14 protein-coding genes are annotated in these 20,520 nt (G+C 43.3%); 4 read left to right on the top strand and 10 right to left on the bottom strand.

All coding sequences use genetic code 11. The features are described 5' to 3' along the window. Positions 1-233 precede the first annotated feature (233 nt). The 4 genes from V7K69_RS23780 to V7K69_RS23765 form a co-directional block, all read right to left on the bottom strand. Positions 234-1,640 (bottom strand): family 2B encapsulin nanocompartment shell protein, encoded by a 1,407-nt coding sequence (locus V7K69_RS23780; RefSeq protein ID WP_335038873.1) that lies wholly within the window; start codon positions 1,638-1,640, stop codon positions 234-236. Positions 1,641-1,854: 214 nt separating this feature from the next. Then, positions 1,855-3,261: a family 2B encapsulin nanocompartment shell protein gene (locus tag V7K69_RS23775; protein WP_335038870.1), complete on the bottom strand. Its 1,407-nt coding sequence runs from the start codon at positions 3,259-3,261 to the stop codon at positions 1,855-1,857. Between the two features lie 113 nt (positions 3,262-3,374). Beyond that, entirely contained in the window at positions 3,375-5,606 is a 2,232-nt protein-coding gene (locus V7K69_RS23770) for a family 2 encapsulin nanocompartment cargo protein terpene cyclase (RefSeq protein WP_335038868.1), read from the bottom strand. Positions 5,607-6,630: 1,024 nt separating this feature from the next. After that, positions 6,631-7,512, bottom strand: a complete 882-nt coding sequence (locus V7K69_RS23765; RefSeq protein ID WP_335038866.1) for a DUF4231 domain-containing protein — start codon at positions 7,510-7,512, stop codon at positions 6,631-6,633. A gap of 589 nt (positions 7,513-8,101) precedes the next feature. Between V7K69_RS23765 and V7K69_RS23760 the strand changes: the two genes are divergently transcribed. Further along, positions 8,102-9,271 (top strand): homocysteine biosynthesis protein, encoded by a 1,170-nt coding sequence (locus tag V7K69_RS23760; protein WP_335038864.1) that lies wholly within the window; start codon positions 8,102-8,104, stop codon positions 9,269-9,271. A 65-nt stretch (positions 9,272-9,336) separates the two neighbouring features. Here V7K69_RS23760 and V7K69_RS23755 read toward each other — a convergent pair whose 3' ends face one another. Further along, entirely contained in the window at positions 9,337-10,362 is a 1,026-nt protein-coding gene (locus V7K69_RS23755) for a hypothetical protein (RefSeq protein ID WP_335038862.1), read from the bottom strand. A 379-nt stretch (positions 10,363-10,741) separates the two neighbouring features. Between V7K69_RS23755 and V7K69_RS23750 the strand changes: the two genes are divergently transcribed. Continuing rightward, a complete protein-coding gene (locus V7K69_RS23750) occupies positions 10,742-11,638 on the top strand; it encodes a tetratricopeptide repeat protein (protein WP_335038860.1) in 897 nt (298 codons plus the stop codon). Between the two features lie 141 nt (positions 11,639-11,779). On the opposite strand, the gene V7K69_RS23745 is transcribed toward V7K69_RS23750, so the two are convergent. Both V7K69_RS23745 and V7K69_RS23740 read right to left on the bottom strand, forming a co-directional pair. Next, positions 11,780-12,400, bottom strand: a complete 621-nt coding sequence (locus tag V7K69_RS23745; RefSeq protein WP_335038857.1) for a TMEM165/GDT1 family protein — start codon at positions 12,398-12,400, stop codon at positions 11,780-11,782. 425 nt (positions 12,401-12,825) lie between these two features. Further along, positions 12,826-14,220: a TldD/PmbA family protein gene (locus V7K69_RS23740; protein WP_335038855.1), complete on the bottom strand. Its 1,395-nt coding sequence runs from the start codon at positions 14,218-14,220 to the stop codon at positions 12,826-12,828. Positions 14,221-14,529: 309 nt separating this feature from the next. Between V7K69_RS23740 and V7K69_RS23735 the strand changes: the two genes are divergently transcribed. Both V7K69_RS23735 and rpsU read left to right on the top strand, forming a co-directional pair. After that, on the top strand, positions 14,530-14,853 hold the full coding sequence (locus tag V7K69_RS23735; RefSeq protein WP_114085123.1) for an RNA recognition motif domain-containing protein: 324 nt from the start codon (positions 14,530-14,532) through the stop codon (positions 14,851-14,853). Positions 14,854-14,973: 120 nt separating this feature from the next. Continuing rightward, positions 14,974-15,165 carry a 30S ribosomal protein S21 gene (gene rpsU / locus V7K69_RS23730; protein WP_069073774.1) on the top strand — a complete coding sequence of 64 codons (192 nt, stop codon included), beginning with the start codon at positions 14,974-14,976 and terminating at the stop codon, positions 15,163-15,165. A gap of 770 nt (positions 15,166-15,935) precedes the next feature. Here rpsU and V7K69_RS23725 read toward each other — a convergent pair. The 3 genes from V7K69_RS23725 to glyQ form a co-directional block, all read right to left on the bottom strand. Next, on the bottom strand, positions 15,936-16,100 hold the full coding sequence (locus V7K69_RS23725) for a CopG family transcriptional regulator (protein ID WP_114085124.1): 165 nt from the start codon (positions 16,098-16,100) through the stop codon (positions 15,936-15,938). Between the two features lie 738 nt (positions 16,101-16,838). Beyond that, complete coding sequence (locus tag V7K69_RS23720) at positions 16,839-19,193, bottom strand: ComEC/Rec2 family competence protein (protein WP_335038852.1); 2,355 nt, start codon at positions 19,191-19,193, stop codon at positions 16,839-16,841. Positions 19,194-19,592: 399 nt separating this feature from the next. Beyond that, positions 19,593-20,507, bottom strand: coding sequence for a glycine--tRNA ligase subunit alpha (gene glyQ, locus V7K69_RS23715; RefSeq protein ID WP_335038964.1), 915 nt, complete (start codon positions 20,505-20,507; stop codon positions 19,593-19,595). Positions 20,508-20,520: the final 13 nt, after the last annotated feature.

The raw sequence follows: 20,520 nt of genomic DNA, 5'->3' as shown, positions 1-20,520 counted from the left end.
TCCCAACCGTTTTATTGTGTTGCCTTCAGACAAAAATGAGAGAATGAACAAAAGAACCACAAAAAACGTAAAGGTAAGAGGTTTGTAAAGGGCTTTTGCGTCAGTTAAGTGGTTTTTGGAAAAATTGGATGCTCTCCGAAAGCTGAAATTAATCATGTTAAGGTTTTAAGTCAACACTTTGGATACTAACTGGTTTTTGGTCATATCCTTAGTGTCCAGATGCTCAACCTCTCTTAGCGACCGATTTCGACATCTTCGAGGATGCCGAGTGCATCAGGGACAAGCACAGCTGCGGAGTAGTAGGCTGTAACGAGGTAGGAGATAATGGCCTTTTCGCTGATGCCCATGAATCGGACAGACAAACTGGGTTGGTATTCATCCGGGATACCAGTTTGATGTAAGCCAATCACACCCTGATCTTTCTCACCAGTGCGGAGTATAAGGATAGAGCTGGTCTGGTTTTTGGTAATTGGGATCTTGTTACAGGGCAGAATCGGTACATTGCGCCACGTGATTATTTTGCTCCCATCCATATCAATAGTGTCTGGATAGATGCCTTGACGGTTGCACTGGCGACCGAAGGCTGCAATAGTCCGGGGATGAGCCAAGAAGAACCTTGACTTCCGCCGACGGGTCACTAATTCATCCAGATCATCGGGAGTTGGGGGGCCGCTGCGGGTATAAATGCGCTGTTTGAGGTCGGCGTTGTGCAACAATCCAAATTCACGGTTGTTGATCAACTCGTATTCTTGACGTTCTCGCAATGCTTCAATCGTCAGCCGCAATTGTTCTTCCGTCTGATTGTACGGTTGATTGTAGAGATCTGCAACGCGAGTACTTACTCGCAACCTAGTCTGAGCAATGCTTAACTGATATTCGCGGGGTGAGAGTTCGTAGTCAACAAATGTTCCGGGTAATGTCGTCTCTGTACTATGACTGGTTGACAACGCGATCGCAGCTTCCCCATACTTGTTTTGTGGAAGTTCTGCGCGAGTCCGAAATTGCTCAACCTGAGCCTGTAACGCCTGCGACTGGTTGAGCAGTTGCCGAAATGCCTGTTGTGGTAGCACTAATACAGTACATCGGGTCACAGCTTGGACTGTGAACTTCCAATTGCTTTCTGAATCCACCAACACGCGATCGCCAAAATAATCACCGTCAGCTAGCATATCCAATAGAGGCTGCTCGTCATACTTGCCAATACCAATCTTGTTTACCTTGCCATGTGCGATCAAGAAAAGCTGATTGGCTGGCTGACCTGACTGGACGATGATATCACCAGGTGCGAACTCCTGCTGAACAAACCGACTTGCTAACGCCCTCAGCACCTCAGTGTCGTCAAACCCTCGTAGCAAGGGCAACTCAACAAGTTCCTGGGGAATCACCTGTACCTCGGCTCCGGTGTTGGAGAAACTCAACCGCCCATCACCCACAGTATAGGTCAACCGACGGTTCAGCCGATAAGTCCCACCCTTCGTTTGCACCCACGGCAACATCTTCAACAACCATCGTGAGGTAATTTCCTGCGTCTGCGGTGCAGATTTGGTGGTTGTGGATAAAGTACGCGCAGCATCTTTACTCAAACTCAGTTGAGGTTGTCCATTCTCAACATTTAAATTTGATTCAATAAAATCCGTCATCACCCCATCCTTTAGTTAACAATTTTGGATTTTAGATTTTAGATTTGTTCCACGTAGCTTGCTTGTTGCGGAGCGAGTATAAATCACAGACGTGTTGAAACTTTGAATTTTGAATCTTTCAATCCCTTCGGGTTCAGCAGTCGCTCATGGGGGAAACCCCCAAGACCGCGCTGCTTCACCAAAATCCAAAATTTAAAATCTAAAATTCAATCACTCAGCGCCCGATTTCGACATCTTCGAGGATGCCAAGTGCGTCAGGAGTGAGGACGGCTGCGGAGTAGTAAGCGGTGACAAGGTAAGAGATGATCGCCTTTTCGCTGATGCCCATGAATCGAACAGACAAGCTGGGTTGATATTCATCGGGGATACCAGTTTGATGTAAGCCGATTACCCCTTGTTTTTCTACACCAGTGCGAAGCAAAAGGATAGAACTGGTACGGTTATTGGTGATGGGAATCTTGTTGGAAGGAAAAATGGGTACGCCGCGCCAAGATGTGACCTGAACGCCGTTTACATCTACGCTTTGTGGATAGAGACCGAGGCGGTTGGCCTCACGACCAAAGGCAGCGATCGTCCGGGGGTGAGCCAGGAAGAATCCCGGCTCCTTCCATACCGTCGCCAACAGTTCGTCCAAGTCATCGGGGGTGGGTGCGCCGCTACTGCTGTAGATCCGTTGTTTGAGGTCGGCGTTGTGCAGCAACCCGAATTCGCGGTTGTTGAGCAATTCGTGTTCTTGACGTTCTCGCAATGCCTCAATAGTCAGACGCAGTTGTTCTTCTGTCTGGTTATACGGTTCATTGTACAGATCGGCTACCCGCGTACTTACTCGCAACACTGTTTGAGCAATGCTCAACTCATATTCTCTGGGTGTGAGTTCGTAATCGGCGAAGGTTCCCGGCAGATCAGCCTCTTGGGGATGATCGGCTGCTAGCTCAATGGCAGCTTCACCTTGGGGAGTCTGTGGCTGGTTTAGGCGGGTACGAAACTGTTCAACATGGGTTCCTAACGCCTCAGACTGAGCGATCGCCCTCTCAAACGCCGCTTGGGGTAGCGACAAAACGATGGTTCTGGTAATCGCCTTCAGGGTGTACTGCCAAGTATCCTCGGACTGCACCACAGTTTCATCGCCGAAATGGTCGCCGTCAGCTAGCACATCGAACACGATCTGCTCCCCATACTTGCCAACACCAATTTTGTTGACCTTACCACGAGCAATTAGAATCACGCGATCGGCAGGCTGGCCCAGTTCAACGATTACATCATCTGGGGCATACTCCTGCTGAACAAACTGGTTTGCTAACCCGATCAATACGTCAAGGTTGTTAAACCCTCGCAGCAAGGGCAACTCAGTAAGTTCTAGGGGAATCACCTGCACCGCAGCTCCAGTATTGGTGAAAGTCACCCGTCCATCACCCACAGAATAATTCAACCGACGGTTGACTCGATATGCGCCACCTTTTGTCTGCACCCACGGCAACAACTTCAATAACCACCGCGATGTAATTTCCTGAGTCTGCGGTGCAGATTTGGCTGTTGTTGCCAAATTACGCGCCGCTGCTGTACTCAAGGTTAAATGGGGCTGCTGATCTTCTACCAAATTGGGGTCATTAGAATACGTCACAACTTAATCCTCCACTTTTTAATTACTAAAAAAACCGATCTCACGCGATCGCATACTGACCTTGAACTAACTCACCGACAAAAAAACCTGACTTTATTGACCGAGTAATGACCTTAAACCCTCACCGATCCAATACGCCTAGCTGAAGTCCCCAGCCCTCTGGGCCCACTAAGTAGCCGCCCTGCTAACGAATTACGCAATTCAAATTCCTTATAGCGGTCTACCGTTATATGCCACTTGAGGACACCGCACATCCACTGCTCTAGTTTCTTGACGTATCCGAGCAGTTTCTCGCGGGTAGTTGCATCCAGGTTGAAATCATCGAAAAGAACTGGTAGTTCGGTAGCGACGATGAGTTGAAACTGGAGCGCTCTAGAGGTCATCAGGTTGTTGACAACTTCAACGGCCTGCGGCAAATCGCAGTTGAGGAAATTCTGAACTACCAGCACACAGTTATGGATTTCGCCCTCGAATTCGATTTCTTTCTGATAGGAAAAGATATCGTTGGTTAAACAGGCGAAGTCGGCGGCGGAATTATCTAGCGATCGCATCGTTCGAGTGCGATAAATCTCCTGCGGGATCTCGTTGCCCTGAGCTAGTCGTGACAGACTCATGGTCAGATCCGAGCCAAAGGTCTTACGGCGCATCTCAACATAATCGATCGGGTCGGGAATCCGATTTTGGATCTGGTTGGCGAGTTCCCACACCCAACTGTCAGTCATATCCTGGATTGCGCGGCGGAACTGAGTCCGGGCGTTGGCAGACATGGGGCCAGCTGTACGAGACCAAATATCTGCCAAGCCCGCTTCCACCGGATTGGTCGGAACCTCGCTGGGGGTGGAGTCATCCAGAGGCATGAACGCCGACAGGCGGGCGTTAAATACTTTTGCACCAGCCATGTTGCGGTTATTCCCGTAGAGCGCCGGGAAGTAATCGTCAGCGTATGTTCCCCAAACCAGCCAGCACGCGGTCAGATTCAGTTCAGGGCCAGATCCATTTGGATGGATCAACGCACCGCAAAGGGCTACATCGGCAACATCAAACTTGTGGTCATCCCAGATGACAGCATCAGGAATACCAGGTAGTGATTCCAGCATCCCCATCTCACGCGCCCATTCCTTGGAATGCTTCCGTGCAGCATCCAGATGGGGATTCAAACTTGTAGTGAAGGGCATGTAAAACTTCGGCAGTGTAACTGCTCCCACAGCCTGGTATGGAACGTGAGTGAACCTCTTGAACCTTCCTAAACCCAAGGCCGCATATAACGATCCAATCCGTGCCGCCGATGTGCCTAGCCCTGTGGGGCCTCCCAGAAGTGTGGATGTCGAAGAATTGTCTCCTCCTTTGTTCATGTAACGGCTCGATCGCATGTGCCACTCGTGCCCGCCCGACTGCCAGTCTTGAAGTCCTTTGATGTAAAGGAGAACGTTCACACGAGCCACTGGGTCTAGTCCATACTCTTCAAAGAGAGGGGGCAACTCGGTGACGGCAGTGTTATCAAACTGGTATAACCGCGAGGTCAGCAGTTCGTTGGTGAGGTTAGCTGCCTCCTGGGTACTCACATTCAAGAAGCGTTCCAAGACCAACACGCAGTTGGCATTTTCGCCTTCATCCTCCACTTCTCTCTGGTAGGAGAACAGGTCATTGCGTAGATGTACTCCATCGGCAAATGTGTCTTTGAGTACACGCATTGGCCGAGTCGAGGCAATGTCAGCCGGAATCTCTATAAACACGGCGTGTTCGACGAGATCCGCCGACCACGGAGCGCCACCAACTTTGCGGCGCATCTCAATGTATTCGATGGGGTTGGCGACCCGATCCTGGTTGATATTGGCGAGTTCCCACAGAGACTCTTCGAGGAGGTTCTTGGTACTCTCAAAGAACCGGAGTCGCCAGTCCGCAGACTTGGTGAACGCAGTGCGAGACCACAGGTCGGCCAAGCCTCGCTCCACTGGATTGGTCGGCACTGGGAGAATGTCAACGGGGTAAATTGGCATAAACGCCGGCAGTCGGTTGAGGTACTCCTTAGCCCCAGCCATGTCTTGGGTGCGCTTATAGATTTCAAGGAAGTGATCGTCGAAGAAGAACACCCAAACATACCAATCAGTCACTAGGTCAAGCTCTGTCCCTGGCGCATCTGGATGGGTATAGGAGCAAAGCAAGGCGTAGTCGTGAGCATCAAATGTGCGCTCGTCCCAGATAGGGGAACTTTCGGCTTCCTCTTGTGAGCCAAGTATCCCCATCTGGTAGGCCCAAGCTTTGGAATGCACTCGCGCCGCTTCCAGGTTTGGATTCAGCCGTGCGGGCCAAGGCATGTAAAATTCTGGCAGTTCAAAGGGTTGCATGATCTGCGCGTAACCTCCTCTGGAGTCTTCTTGCTGTCTTCATTTTGTGGCTGAGATTGGCAATTGATGAGCATCTTCACCAATCGCGCTATGTCCCCACGTGTAGTTTTCTAGTGGTGGCTTGTATCAATGTAATAATTTGAAGAAGAATTCAGAAGTCAGAAGCAAAGCCAAAGATACTCCGTCTTTGGTCAGATCAATCAGTAAGCAATTCAAACCTGCAACTGATAGCGTAGTTTCTCGTAGAGAATTCAGAATGAATTCTGTTCCAATAAAATGCTCTTCAGTCCAGATAAAGAGCTATGTGAATTTTAGCTCAAGTTCCCTATACTTAAAGATAGGAGATTTGAACAATCTGTTTGAGTAATTACTCATTTCAGATGATGGCAAATGAATGTTTAGTAATTTATGGTGTTCTCATAATCTTTCATGGTTATAGAAAAAAAGCAATACGTAGGCTTAAGCATTTAAACAGATAGTTAAATTCAAAAATGAACAATTAGAAGACAGTTAAGACAGTTAAGCAGATAGTTAAATTCAAAAATGAACAATTAGAAGACAGTTAAGACAGTTAAGACAGTTAAGCGAATAATTAAACTATTTAAGACAGTTATTTAACAATAATTACTGATTGTAAATCTTTGCAACTAAAGCAATACGGCTCGGTTCATCAACAAACGAAGTAGAGGCTCTAAACCTAAACCTATATAAGTCAGTTCAATGATGATATATATGAAAAAATTGTGGTTTCGTTAAATGCTTTGGACAGGATGTCTTTCTCTTAAATTTTGTTTATAATCCCAGCTAGCAGATTAGATTTATTACAGAATTCAGCAAAATGGGAAAGGGTTAATAAAAAGCCCTTTCCCTGTCTTGCAAAAGCTGCACTTGTGTGAAATAACAATAAGATTCCCCACTTTTTTAATAAGTTGGGAATCTTAGCCTTTCCAATTAGTCTGAAAAAATCCTATTTAAACCAATACTCGACTAATTTGCGATCGTAATTAACTAATCAAGTATCTTTCTACTTCGTTACCTCTGCTCCCGCTTTGTTTGACTCATTAGATGAAGAAGTAGATTCTGTCTTCTCTGATTGTGTGTCACTCGTTTGTTGCAATTGGTTGAGATGAATATTGTTCACTTGAACAATAAAGTATTCTAATGCTTGACTTGCCTTCTGTTGCTGTTGGCTTTCGTCAGACACATCATAACAACGATAAGGTGGAGTTACACCCAATATAAATTTCTCTTGTTCAGCTTCTAACAATTCAACTGCTGTGTTAGCAGCAAGAGAATTCTTCTGAAAAGGAAAAGAGGTAACTATACTAGCAACTATAGAAGCAATAGCTGGGCAGAGTACAGGTAGCCATTTGAGCCAAGCTTGTCCTGCTTCTAATTTGTCTACCAGAACTAAAATTGGTGTGACTCCTGATAAAATCACTGTCGCAATTTGCAAACTATAGTAAAGGTTCCTTGATACACCCCTAATTTTTTTATAATCGTCAATCAAGTCTTGGCTGTATTGTAAAGCCTTTCCTCTTGTTAGAGTCAGTGTTTCTTTATCCCAAGAATTAGGGTTAGTTAATAGATAACTATACAGTTCAGCTTTTTTGGTAAGTTCTGACTGATAAGCTGCCTTCTTATAGTTCTGGAATACTTGTCTGTTGATAAGCAACAAAAAAAATAAGAAAGTTAGAGCTACTGCTCCAGAAATAACAACTTTTTTATCTTCTGAAAGAAAAACAATAAAGAGTGCAGAAGAAACAAAAGCTGCAAGTAATAGATACTCAATTACCTTTAAGTTAAATAACTTTTTTTCATCTGATGTCGAGGATAAATTTTCAATCCTATCAGAAACTTTCTTTTGGTTTCTTTGATTAAGATTAGGTAGTTCAGAAGTAGTCATTGCCTTTTACTCAATTCGTTATCGGGTGAAATGTCGCAATAAAATGAATAGCAATAAATAGAATTAATTGTGCTGAGGGTGTAGAAGTCAGGACAATTTCGCAAATATATAGAGTTCTAACTTTTGCTTAGATATCCCTTGTATAATTGCTCTTAAGTAGCTTCTCCCTTAGCAAAATCTTCTAGCATCTACTATTAGCTCCCATTTTGTGACTGACTAGTTGGCTGAGATGCTTTACAAAAGCCAGAAATATTTCTTTCTGTTCACGTAAAATTATCTAGACCTAGCAAGTCTAATTAATCCTAACCATACATACATTTGATTGATAACGCAAGGCTTTTTTGATAGTATTTTTACTTACTAAATAAAAGACTTTTGATACAATTTACGTACTTTTCCCAAAAAATATATGATTTGGACTTTGCAATAGTCGAATTGTTTTTTGGGGAATTTTAAGCCTATCGGGGGTGTTAAGCTGTCGTATCGAGATTGGCAGACAACTATTTCGACAGGAAATTATGCAAGATTCTCTGATTTATCAAGATATCCTTCAGAGAGGAAGATAGCAGGAAGCGCTAGCACTGATAAGATGCGAACAATTGCAGAAATTAACGAGAAAATCATCCGCCAACGTGCGGTAGTGTTGACAACTGAAGAGTTAAAAGCACGAGTTGTAGAAATTGGTGTTACTAAAGCGGCTAAAGAAGTTGATGTAATTACCACTGGTACGTTTGAGCCGATGGAATCAAGCGGTGCAATTATCAATCTCGGACACACTGACCCTCCGATCAAAATTCGTCGTTGCTGGTTAGATGGCGTACCAGCATACTCTGGTTTTGGGGCAGTAGATTTATATTTGGGTGCGAGTTGTGCCGTGGAGACGACAGACGGAGAAGAAGTTCGAGAACGTGGCGGTGGTCATGTAATCGAAGATTTGATCGCTGGTAAAGCTATACATGTAAAAGCGCAAGGACAAGTAACAGATTGTTACCCCAGAGCAAGTTTTGAAACTACAGTTACTCGTGAAACGATTAATCAGTTTTATTTATTCAATCCGCGCAATCTTTATCAAAATTTTATTGTTGGTGTAAATGGTGGCGATCGCCCCCTGTTCACCTATTTGGGTCCTTTACAACCCCGTCTAGGGAATGCTGTTTACTCTAATCCTGGTGCTATTTCACCCTTACTCAACGATCCCGATTTGCAACTCGTTGGTATAGGGACTCGAATCTTTTTAGGCGGCGGTATTGGCTATGTTGCCTGGGAAGGCACTCAGCACTTCCCCTTACAAAAACGTTTAGCTAATCGTACACCTATTGGGCCTTCTGCCACTTTAGCTTTAATTGGTGATGCCAAACAAATGGATGCTCATTGGGTGCGGGGTTGTTACTTTAAAAGTTATGGCCCCTCATTGATGTTAGGGGTTGGTGTTCCACTCCCCGTATTAAATGAACAAGTAGTTGAACACTGCGCCGTACAGGATAAAGACTTAGTTGCCCCAATAGTAGATTTTTCTATTCCCCGGCGCGTTCGTCCCACTTTTGGTTTGGTGAGTTATGCCCAACTCAAATCTGGGAAGATCACTATTGAGGGCAAAGCTGTACGCTCTGCCCCCTTAGCGAGTTTGTTTTTTTCTAGGCAAGTCGCCCTAGAGTTGAAAAAGTGGATCGAAGCAGGGACGTTTACCCTCACAGAACCAGTTTCTCCAATTCCGATGGAGCGATCTTTTCTACCCCAAGACCGTCGAACGGATTTTTGATCCTGGGGAATGGGGAATGGGGCAGGGAGATAAGGAGAACAACCCAATTCCCAATTCCCTATTCCCTATTCTTGAGTCGGTTTCGGTCGCTTAATGGGTTTAGGAGCAGGCGTTTTTGGTATAGGTTTTGACACCACAGAGGTATCGCCGCCTGCGCCTGTTTTCTTGATGGGACGCGGAGTTTCGCCACTGCGTCTGGGGGGGAATGGTTTTCTACCACCAGCACCACCGCTACCGCCAGCACGAGGGCCACCTCTGAATGGTGGTTTGCGTTTTTTGGGCAAGTCAGCGATCGCTTCAGCTTTTTCTACTATCAAAACATCAGCTTCTCGCTTGGCTTGGAAGTCCCAGAACTTTCCTACCGCTTTAGTAGTCAATACACCCCTCAATTTCAACTTGAAATACTTGGGTTTGTCAGTTGGTTTGCGTGCAGCCTGCCTAATTTTGACTACCAAACTCTTAGCGTCAAAAGATTGGTATACTACCTCACCACGAACAGAAAAACCACCATCGGTAACTTCAGATGAGGGAATTGTAGGAATTGTGCTTAATTCAGAATTTTCAGATAAGCCATCATCGGGTGTCTGTGACTCTTGCAAATCTAAATCTGACTCGTCCTCATCTGTTGAGTTTTTAGCCAGATTTTCTGGCTCCCAAACTCCGACGATTTGGATGTGCAAGGTGTCATTTTCTTGTCTTGTACGTGGATATACTACCCACAAATGTTCTTTTTCTAAGTCTAGATGATTCTTGACTAAGCTCATAATCCGGCCTAGGAGGACGGCATTGAGTTCTACCCCATCTGTGGTTAGCAGCGTACCTTGAGTAAATTGTTCGCTGCTAGCATGATAGCGACCCCGGACTAATCCGATCGCTCGGTACTGCATCGGTTCGCTGGGAGGCGGAATCGGTTGCACTCGATTGACTAAGTTCCCATTTGAGTCAGTCTCACTGGGGTTGACAGGCGAATTTTCAAATTTAGAGGGCTTGGTTACTATGTGAACATTAGAGGCAGCCTCTATTTTATTTGGGCCCTGGTTAGAGGCAGAAGAATTGGAAGATTCAGGCAACGGCATCAGGTCGGAATTCATAAAAACTCCTTGCGGCGGAGACACATCCCATTGTGGGATTTTATAAAGGTAGCTGAAAAGAGCATTTGTGCGACTGATGAAAGTATATTTGCTTTTCACAAAGTCACACTAGGGTACTCTATAACAATACTAAAGGCGCTAAATTGAGTGTATAAACACTAAATGTGTAATTTAGCGCCTTCACACTAGTTTCGGAAGCATATCATAGCTACAATTCTGACGGCTCCTCCTAAAGTCATCACTTACTTTAGCAGTGTAAATAGTTAATTGTTATAAAATTCACAGGCAATTGGCGGTATTCCGCAAAGTTTTGGAAATTTTTAACTTTACGATTTGTGTAAATGATAATGTCATTAAAATTTAGGAGAAAGACAAAACTGTGTCTCAACCGCGCAATCGTTGGATAGTTCAAATCGTCTTGGCGCTGGCAATTCTTGCTTTTGTGGGTGTTTCGGTGATTCCCATAATTGGAGCATTTAATAATACGCCATCCTCAAACCAGAATACCGCTAGCACCAGAGGCACTTTGACCTCTGCTGACCAAAAATCAAAACTGGAAGACGAAGTACGGGGTTATGAACTGGTTTTGCAAAGAGAACCAGAAAATCAGACTGCGCTTAAGGGCTTATTACAAGCGCGGCTACAATTACTGAGTCAAAAAGAAAAAAGTGAGGTTAAACCAGCTGATATCCAAGTTGTCATTGAACCCCTGGAAAAGCTAGCCAAGCTAAATCCCGAACAGTCAGAATATTCAGTGCTACTAGCTCAAGCTAAACAGCAAATAGGCGATCGCGAAGGAGCCGCTCAAGCTTATCGTACAATTTTGTCTACAAAACCTGGCGATTTGAAGGCTTTGCAAGGAATGGTGGCTTTGTTAATCAGTCAGCAACGCCCGGAAGCAGCTATTGGTTTGCTGCAAGAAACCCTCTCGAAAGCTGCCCAAGTAAATACAATTCAGCCTGGAAGTGTAGATATAGTAGCCGTGCAGGTGTTGTTAGGTTCTGTTCATGCTTCCCAGAAACGCTACGCTCAAGCTAGCTCTGTATATGACCAGGCAATTAAGAAAGATCCTAAAGATTTTCGCCCCGTTGTGGCAAAAGCGATGCTCTTGAAACAACAGGGCAAAGACGCAGATGCAAAACCTTTATTTGATAGTGCCGCAGCTTTAGCACCTGCTCAGTACAAAGACGAAATTAAAAAGGCAGGAATGACTTCCCCCATTCCTAATTCGGCCGTATCTCCCGCCGCGCCTTCATTGAAAAGTACTCCGAAGTAATGGGCATTGGGCAAAACAGTTCCGAGTTTCGAGTTCCGAGTGCTGGGTAAAGAAATGAGATTCCCCACTCAGCACTCCTGAAGGGCATTGGGCATTGGAAAGAGGGGAAAGAGCTAATTTTTTATTCTCCCCCTGCCTCCCTCATGCTCCTTCAATGGCAGCTACGACACCAAAGACTAAAAACAGGCATCCGCCAACAAAGGTGAGTTGACGCTCAGAAATGCGTCCGGCAATCATTTTGCCACCAATAACTGCGATCGCAGCACAAATGGCATGTCCTAAAATTGCCCCTATTGTCACTCCAATGGGATTATTACCTGCGGCTAGAGCAATGGTGGCAATTTGGGTGCGATCGCCCCACTCTGCCATAAATGTCAATATAAAGGCTTCTATGACAATTGCTAAGGAAGTCTTTTTCTTTGGTAACTCCAAATCTGCTTTTTTCACCGCAGCTTCGGCTTCTTGTACAACTTCCGTATCACAAACAGCCGAAGACATCTTACTAGCGTCATATAACAGCTTGATACCAAAGGCAAGAAATAAAACTATTTCGGCGTAATGAATATAAGCTTTTGGTAACAAAGATACCGCTTGTCCAAATAATACCGAAAGGATTGTCATCGCTGCTAAAGCAGCTGTAACACCTATAAATACCAGCCGCCTTGGGTGGTGCATTGCCAAAATCACGGCAATAAAAAATGTTTTATCGCCTAATTCTGAAACTGTAATTAATAACAAACCTGCGGTAAAAGCTGTTAACACTCTCTCAAGCTCCTGAAGAATCCTTTACCGATGTGAAGCTTGATGAGAACCAAAAGACCTCACCAAGTTTACACTTTTCGGTGTGAACTTAGTGAAGGTCTCGCTTTCAAATATTTATTATTCGCCATCTGAACCAGGCTCATCGCCAGTATGTTGACTCAGATGTACTGGCCTTTATTTTTTGCCAGCAGCTACTCCCCTTCTATGCAATGTAAACTATACATTTTTTGCAAGAATAAGTCAAGAGCAGGGAATAGAGAGCCATCATATATGATTTGTATTATCTGTCTCTACCAATGCTTGCTTTGGTTACTTTGGTTAGGCAATCACAGTAATATTTTCGCACTAGTGGTCTATCAATTTAAGCTTGACAGACTACTAAAAACCTAAGTTTACTCGGAGTACCAGTTATAGCAGTGGGCAGTTCACATTTCACCACCAACCACTACATCTTGAATTCTGAGGCTAGGGCCGCCACAACCCACTGATAACCCATTTTGTCCTCCCTTGCCACAACCGCCGGATTCATCCCAATAAAAATCATCACCAATTGCCTCAATATCCGCTAAAGTTTGGAATACATTTCCCGAAAGCGTTACATCCCGCACAGGTTCAGCAATTTTGCCATTCCTAATCATCCAAGCTTCCCCGGCGCTAAAGGTAAACATTTCACCATTCGTCATTCCACCCAACCAATTACGGGCATAAACTCCTTCTTTGATATCCGTGAATAAGTCTTTGACTGGTGTTTTACCCCGTTCAATCCAGGTATTTGTCATCCGCACAATGGGAGTAAAGTGATAATTCAGACATCTGGCATTACCAGTGGGCGCTTCCTCTAATTTGCCAGCAGTTTCACGAGAATGTAAACGTCCAACTAAAACTCCATTTTTAATTAATTGCGTAGTTGTAGCAGGCGTGCCTTCATCATCGTAAAAATAGCTACCGCGATGTCCTTCTGGGGCTGCACCATCAAAAATTTGGAGTTCTTCTGGGCCAAACCGCCGTCCAATGGTCATAACTTCTAACAAATCAGGATTTTCGTAAGCCATATCAGCCTCAGAAAGATGTCCGAATGCTTCATGGACAAACAAACCTGTGAGAATTGGGTCAATAACTACGGTATAAGTATTGCCTTTGACAGGTGGTAAAGATAAAGCTGCGATCGCTCTTTGAGCCGCACCTTTTACCTGTTCATCCAAATCAGTTAAATCTTCGTAAGCTTTGCGAGAACCAGTAGTTTCCCTTCCAGTTTGTACGGTTTCGCCATTTCTGGCAGTGGCGGCAAAGCGCATTTCCATATCCACCCAAGATTGCTCGATCAAAGTTCCTTCGGAGGTAGCAATGATCACTCTTTGAGCGCTGTCACCATAACGCACCGAGGTAGTTGTAATCCGGTCATCAATACTTTTGAGCAATTCAGTATAGCGATCGCACAATTGTTTTTTCTTGGAAAGTGGGATTTTTCGGGGATCAGTGCCTTTTAGGGGTAAAACGCATACTGCTTGCACCGGGTCAATGGGTGCAAGCAAAGTTTCTTCATCACCAACCATTCGCGCCGCAGCGATCGCTTCTTCTATGCGATCTTGAATTGTTCCCAGTTGGTTGAAGCAGCTTAACCCCCACCCACCTTTATAACAAGCGCGAATATGTCCACCAATGGAGATGCCTTCACTGAGGGTTTCTACCTTGTCGCCACGCAACAAGATATCAGTCCCTTCTGCTTCTTCAAGGCGAATCATCAGATAATCTACACGCTCACTGTAGCGGGCAATCAGATCAGAAAGTAAATTTTGTGCGTCAGCAAGTGTAGTCGGCATTTCCAGATAGTTACAATGACGAACTGCATTTATTTTGCAATTATTTAGGCAATTTTTGCTACTCAATGTTAAAGTTGCCTATAAATTCATCACCTAGAGGATGTTTGAGAGGGTAAACTGCGATCGCTGACCTTAGTACTTCCTTTTTTAGGATGGGTAAGAACTCAAGGATGTGCTAAGGTATTTAAGTGAGAATAAAATTCGGTTACAGCGTTTGTTTTTAGTATTGACAGGCTTTTTCCTTTTGGTCTTAACAAGCTTGTCTCCGAAATCTAAATCTCTACACACCTATGATTTTGGAGATAACGCATGTCAATTTATGTAGGTAATCTATCCTACGAGGTCACACAAGAAGACCTTACATCTGTATTTGCTGAACATGGTTCTGTAAAACGTGTTCAATTGCCTACTGACCGTGAAACAGGCCGTCCACGTGGCTTTGCTTTCGTAGAGATGGGTACAGAAGCTGAAGAAACAGCTGCCATTGAAGCTCTTGATGGTGCTGAGTGGATGGGACGCGACCTTAAAGTCAACAAGGCTAAACCCAAGGAAGACAGAAGTGGTTCCTTTGGTGGTGGTGGTGGCGATCGTCGCGGCGGCGGCGGTGGCGGATACAACCGAGGACGCTACTAAAGTTTAAAATCAAAAATTAAGTTTTAACGTCTTAAGGGCAGAATCATTATCTGCCCTTTTTGCGCTCCGATCTACTGGATGCTTTGAAATCGCCCAGTACCAATTAAGTAGGAGATAAAAATGACCCAAGTATTTGTGGGCGAAAATGAAGGAATTGAATCGGCTTTGCGTCGATTTAAGAGAGAAGTTTCCAAAGCAGGTATTTTCCCAGACATGAGAAAGAATCGTCACTTTGAAACCCCTTTGGAAAAACACAAGCGCAAAGAAGTTGCAAGACACAAACAACGTAAGAGAAATTTCCGTCGCAATTGAAAACAAGCGATACCTACGATAAGCGACAATAACGCACTCTGTTCTCTGATTAAATTTTTAGCTGTTAAAGGGGCGATCGCTATACTTCTGGATGTGAATCGAAAGACTAAGTTTTGGTAAAGCCATTACTGATTATGGGTATGGGATGGGCAAGGTAAATAAAGGTATGTCCCCCAATTGACAAAAACTTGTTATCGTTACTTCCAGGTTAGCGATCGCTACGCTAAACTTACATATACCTGGCTGAAAAATTTATTTTTGATATTTTCTTAGTAGTCAACCAGACTTTTTAAGTGTCTGTTTAAATTTTTGAATTTCCTACGGAATTCTATGCGAACGGCATAATTGCAGCTTTACTGAGCCATCGCCGAACGTCTTACTCAAACGTTTTAAAGTTAAAAGCTTCAAAATTTAAAAATGTCTGAGAAGAAGCGAATTTAAGCGCTAGAACAATTTTATTATTCCAAACCTTATTGAGTAATTTGTAGCTCTAGAGAAGTTTGGGCAGGAATACTGTTGCCCCTGCCTCTAAACTCCCCTGGTGATTTTCCTAGAAAACGCTGGCACTGATACTGAGAGCAAAACCGATTTACGGATTCACTTATAGGTGAACTATTGCCTCAAAATCATCCATATTGAGTATAGCTAAGTGTTCAGTTGCTACCTATAGGGTGTGTTTTCAAGGAAATAACCAATAACCCTGAAACAGTTATTTCACTCCCCAATTAGATGTGATTATCATAATTTTGTTTTTTGTTCAGTATGATTTACTAAGTTTGCAAGCCTTTTTCCTCCTGAGTAGCAAGAGAGCGAATTAACTCCCGAATCACATCAGTTGCTGGTCTGCCTGTGATTGAACAGTATTGTTCAAGTTTCTGTGCCTCGCTTGATGTGAGATTGATGGTAAGTCGTTTAGCAGCCCATTTTTTATTCATATAGGGGATAGACAAGCTATATTTTTAAACTACTTCTCTAATATCAATCATTTAAGATGCTACTACAATGGTATAAGTAATGACATCTAGTTCAAGTGATCGTGAAGTAAGATAGATGTTTTTCTAAGCAATAGTAAAAAACTATGGTTTATTCTCAAGTATGAAGCTTAACTATTTTTAGAGCAAGAATTATAAGCACAATGTAAAAGAAATATTTAAATAAGTAAAAATAAAATAAGTATTTCCACTACTATCAGATTTTAAATCATTAAGATGATTTGGTTCTGTAAATAATCAAGTCTAATCCATGACTTTATTAAAAAATGCTGTGTTTTAATTTAAAGTAATTAGTTCTAGTCCAATAGTACTTGTGGTTTTGCATTTCAATCGGAAGTGGGTTCAGGGAAAAGGTTGAAGATTTTTTCTTTCCCTCTTTTACCCAAAATCCAACAAGTATTGGGTGTCAGTCAAAGACCAGACTGGCATAATGTAGGCGAATGTGAAACTTTATTAAGTACTAACTAGGCTGTAATCTATAAAACTCATCTTTAGCTAGTCTTGCCTAAGAATAAATAAGTAAGTAGGCGTAAATAATTGTCGTTGGGATAAGACAATAGGCAATCTTGGTACAGTCAATAAATATAAGGGTTTTAGCCTAGTTTATTTCTCTTTACATAGTTTGATTTTATTGTACCAACTGACTTGTCGTGCTTTTGAAATTTCTGAATTGTGAGTTTTTTATAAGATAGAAGATTTGTTTTCTGCTGCTTCAATAAACGCCTCAAACTGACCATCAGGTGTCCATTGAATAGCTCCATCGCGTCCCGTAAAAAATAGTTTAGTTTGGCTTTGATTTAGTTCAGATAAAACCTTTGGATCAAAGTTAATAGAAGAAGCGATCGCCACTTGTGGTTGCAGAGCAATAACTAAATCTTTTAATGACTGAGGTGAACACCACAGGACTTGTGGACGAGGCAAGCTCCCATTTTTAACTAATTGCTGTACCTCTTTAGACTTTACATTACCGACTAATAACCAATTCTGATCTAAAATTTGCAATTGTAAAATGGGTAATTGAGCGTTGATTAACTGCGCCACTATTGAACCCGTTTTGACAGCTTGACCAACTGCCATTGATTGATAAAATCCCTTATGCTTTTGTAATTCTTGTTGAATTGCCTGAGTTGCAATAGAATTTTCTGGATTGGGGGAATATTCATAAAAATTTTGGATTGGTAAACGTTGCAATAATTCCAACCAAGCATTACTTTCATTGCCTTGAAAATCAGTTGCGATCGCCCAATTGATTTGATTAATACCCTGCTGTTGTAAAAACGGTAGGATTGTGAAACGTCCAGTCCCTTCATCACCACTATTAATTACAGTTACAGTTCCTCTATCTTGAACAACTACAATTGGTTCCGTACCAGATTCTAATACCGTTATCCTAAACAATGTATTTGTAGAATGCCAAAGGGGGATGAATACTAAACCAAGGGCAATCACATTAGCAACCCACCACCGTCGCTGCCACCAAGGAACTAGCCAAACCAGTATAATCAGTAAATAAATCGTCAAAAGCTGCCAAGTGGATATACTACCTACAGCAACAGAATTTCCTGGCAACTTGCTAAAAAACTCCACTAATTTAATTAGCCAGTCTGTCGGGTAATGTAACACCGATGCGATGAAGCTTCCTGCCTGAGTCCAAATTAAACCTACTAAAGCACTAATGATTCCACCTATACTAATGATCGAAATTAATGGAGTACTAACCACATTCAGCAACAAACTATAAGATGGTACAACCCCAAATACAGAAAGTTGTACAGGTAAAGTCCAAAGAGTCGCGGCAAGGGGAACGGCAATTAAAGAAGCGATCGCAGGTGGTAGCCATGCTAGGCGCTCAACTAATGCCGGTACTGTTACGATTAAGCCCAGCGTTGCTAAAAAACTCAATTGAAAACCTAAATCCCAAATCCATAGAGGATTAAACACTAATAACAGAGTTGCTGCTAATAGCAATGATCCGAACTGTTTTACCTTCCTTTTTAATAGCAAACCCACTAATGCCGCAAAACCCATAATTACGGCTCTGAGAACCGCAGGTTGAAAACCTGTTAAACTCAGAAAAATGATTAGAGCCAAAAAGCCAAAGGTAAATTGCGTTGCTTTTTTTGCCCGTCTAGTTAACTGTAAGATCACACTCAAGATCAAAGAAGTTTGGAACCCAGAAGCTGCTAAAGCATGAGCTAATCCCGCTTGTACAAATAAATCACGGATATCGTAAGGTAAATCAACAGCTTTGCTACCTAAAACCATTGCACTGACAAGAGGCCCTTCAGGGATACCTAACCAACGAACTTGCGATCGTACAATTCGCTCCCGAATTTGCCACCATCCCCATTTACGTTCCTGATCCAAAACATTTATTTGTCGCCCAATCAAACCAGCAAACGTTCCTTCTTGCTTAAGAAACTTCTGAAAATCGAAACTACCAGGATTAGAAGCCGCCTTTGGTTTGTACAAAATTCCAGTCACAGCAATTTGTTGACTAGGGTATAACCCAGTCGCCTGAAGTATGGGCACTGTCACATACAATTTGCCCGTTACTCCTTTTGGGACACCTGCTGAACCTTTTTCATTTTTGACCTCATCTATCTGAGTTGCTTCCAGCCAAAATTGTCCTCGCTGACTGCGAGTTAATCGAGGATTACTCGCCACTTCCCCACGAACAATCACAAGTTGTTCTTGATTACTGCTATTTCCAGGTGGAACAAACTGACTAATATCTTTTGCACCTGGTTGCGGCACTCGCCATTGAAAATATACAGTTGCCAATAATCCTACTAAGCCAGCAGCTAACCATATTCGAGGATGGGGATTAGTTTGCCAGGTATTAGGCACTGCCTTATTTTTGCTTCCAGCCTTTTCTGCTTTTTGGGCAAGTTGTTGTGAACTGGTGCGTCTTCTAAAAAGAATTGCTCCCACTATCCCCAGAACCAAAATCCACACACCACCCCAAGGAACTGCTGTAAACAGCAACCCAAAAATGTAGCCAAGACAAATAATTACACCACTGGTTTGAATCATAAGATTTTTTGTAAAAGCACCTGACACCCAGAATTCGCAGCTGACTTAAAAATAGCTAGAGTACCAATAGAGAAAAATTGACATTGCTGAATTTGGCAATGAAATTCAAAAATCAAATATTCCAAACTCTTATTATCTGCGGCTGGAGTACCTCTGCGTAAGCTTTTCATCTCTTTAATAGACATCTTTGAAAGATTTTGATGCCTGTGGTGAAGTATAGTCCATCAAGTTTATACAAACAAAGCCCGCCTGTGCGGGCCTTATTTTGTAGCCTTAATCTTCCAGATTCAGGATTTCACGGTATTTCTGACCTTTAGCAATAGCTACATGATTAAAGATATGCCTAGCTTATCAGAATGCAAAATCAAAGGTTTGCTAACCTGCGGAGGCAGATTTTGTCTATGTAGCGGCGACATCGACTTGCCCAACAGGTATAACTGGTTTTAAATCTTTGAGCAACGGAAAACCCAATTTCTCTCTTTGTTCTACATATAAATGAGCAACCTTCCTAGCCAAATGCCGAATCCTGGCAATATAGCGAGTTCTCTCCGTCACCGAAATCACACCTCTAGCATCCAGCAGATTAAACGTGTGCGAACACTTCATTACATAATCCAAACTGGGTAACACCAAACCCTTCTCCGTTAACTGAGTAGCTTCCTGCTCATACAAACTAAACAATGTCAGTAGCAATTCAGGATTAGACGCTTCAAAATTGTATGTACTCTGCTCAATCTCATTTTGCAGAAAAACATCACCATAAGTAATATTGTCGGTCCAATGAATTTTAGTAATTGCCTCCACTTGCTGGAGATACATTGTCAGCCGCTCTAAACCATAAGTAATCTCAATCGACACAGGACGGCAATCAATTCCCCCACACTGTTGGAAGTAGGTAAATTGGGTAATTTCCATCCCATCTAACCATACTTCCCATCCAGTACCCCAAGCTCCCACCGTTGCATCTTCCCAATTATCCTCTACAAACCGAATATCGTGGTCTTCAGGACGAATACCTAAAACCCTTAATGAATCAAGATAAATCTCCTGGATATTATCTGGCGAGGGCTTAATCAGAACTTGGTACTGATAATAGTGTTGGAAACGGTTAGGGTTTTCACCGTACCGTCCATCCGTTGGGCGACGACATGGTTCAACATAGGCAACAGCCCACGGTTCCGGCCCCAACGCTCTTAAAAATGTCTGCGGATTCTTAGTACCAGCCCCCTTCTCAATATCGTAAGGCTGGGCAATGAGACAACCGCGCTCGGTCCAGAAGTGATGCAACAAAGCTATAACGGATTGAAAATTCACGCTTCCCCCATCC

It is taken from the genome of Nostoc sp. (genome assembly GCF_036917775.1).
Classification (GTDB): Bacteria; Cyanobacteriota; Cyanobacteriia; order Cyanobacteriales; family Nostocaceae; genus Nostoc.
The sequence above is the reverse complement of the archived record's forward strand: the minus strand, read 5'-3'. Positions and strand labels throughout refer to the sequence as shown.

Excerpts from the sequence above, each read along its gene's own strand:
- V7K69_RS23755 (WP_335038862.1), bottom strand. The coding sequence starts at position 10,362 with ATGAATTCCGACCTGATGCCGTTGCCTGAATCTTCCAATTCTTCTGCC.
- V7K69_RS23735 (WP_114085123.1), top strand. The coding sequence starts at position 14,530 with ATGTCAATTTATGTAGGTAATCTATCCTACGAGGTCACACAAGAAGAC.
- V7K69_RS23720 (WP_335038852.1), bottom strand. The coding sequence starts at position 19,193 with ATGATTCAAACCAGTGGTGTAATTATTTGTCTTGGCTACATTTTTGGG.
- V7K69_RS23760 (WP_335038864.1), top strand. The coding sequence starts at position 8,102 with ATGCGAACAATTGCAGAAATTAACGAGAAAATCATCCGCCAACGTGCG.
- V7K69_RS23765 (WP_335038866.1), bottom strand. The coding sequence starts at position 7,512 with ATGACTACTTCTGAACTACCTAATCTTAATCAAAGAAACCAAAAGAAA.
- V7K69_RS23770 (WP_335038868.1), bottom strand. The coding sequence starts at position 5,606 with ATGCAACCCTTTGAACTGCCAGAATTTTACATGCCTTGGCCCGCACGG.
- V7K69_RS23740 (WP_335038855.1), bottom strand. The coding sequence starts at position 14,220 with ATGCCGACTACACTTGCTGACGCACAAAATTTACTTTCTGATCTGATT.
- V7K69_RS23780 (WP_335038873.1), bottom strand. The coding sequence starts at position 1,640 with ATGACGGATTTTATTGAATCAAATTTAAATGTTGAGAATGGACAACCT.
- rpsU (WP_069073774.1), top strand. The coding sequence starts at position 14,974 with ATGACCCAAGTATTTGTGGGCGAAAATGAAGGAATTGAATCGGCTTTG.
- V7K69_RS23725 (WP_114085124.1), bottom strand. The coding sequence starts at position 16,100 with ATGAATAAAAAATGGGCTGCTAAACGACTTACCATCAATCTCACATCA.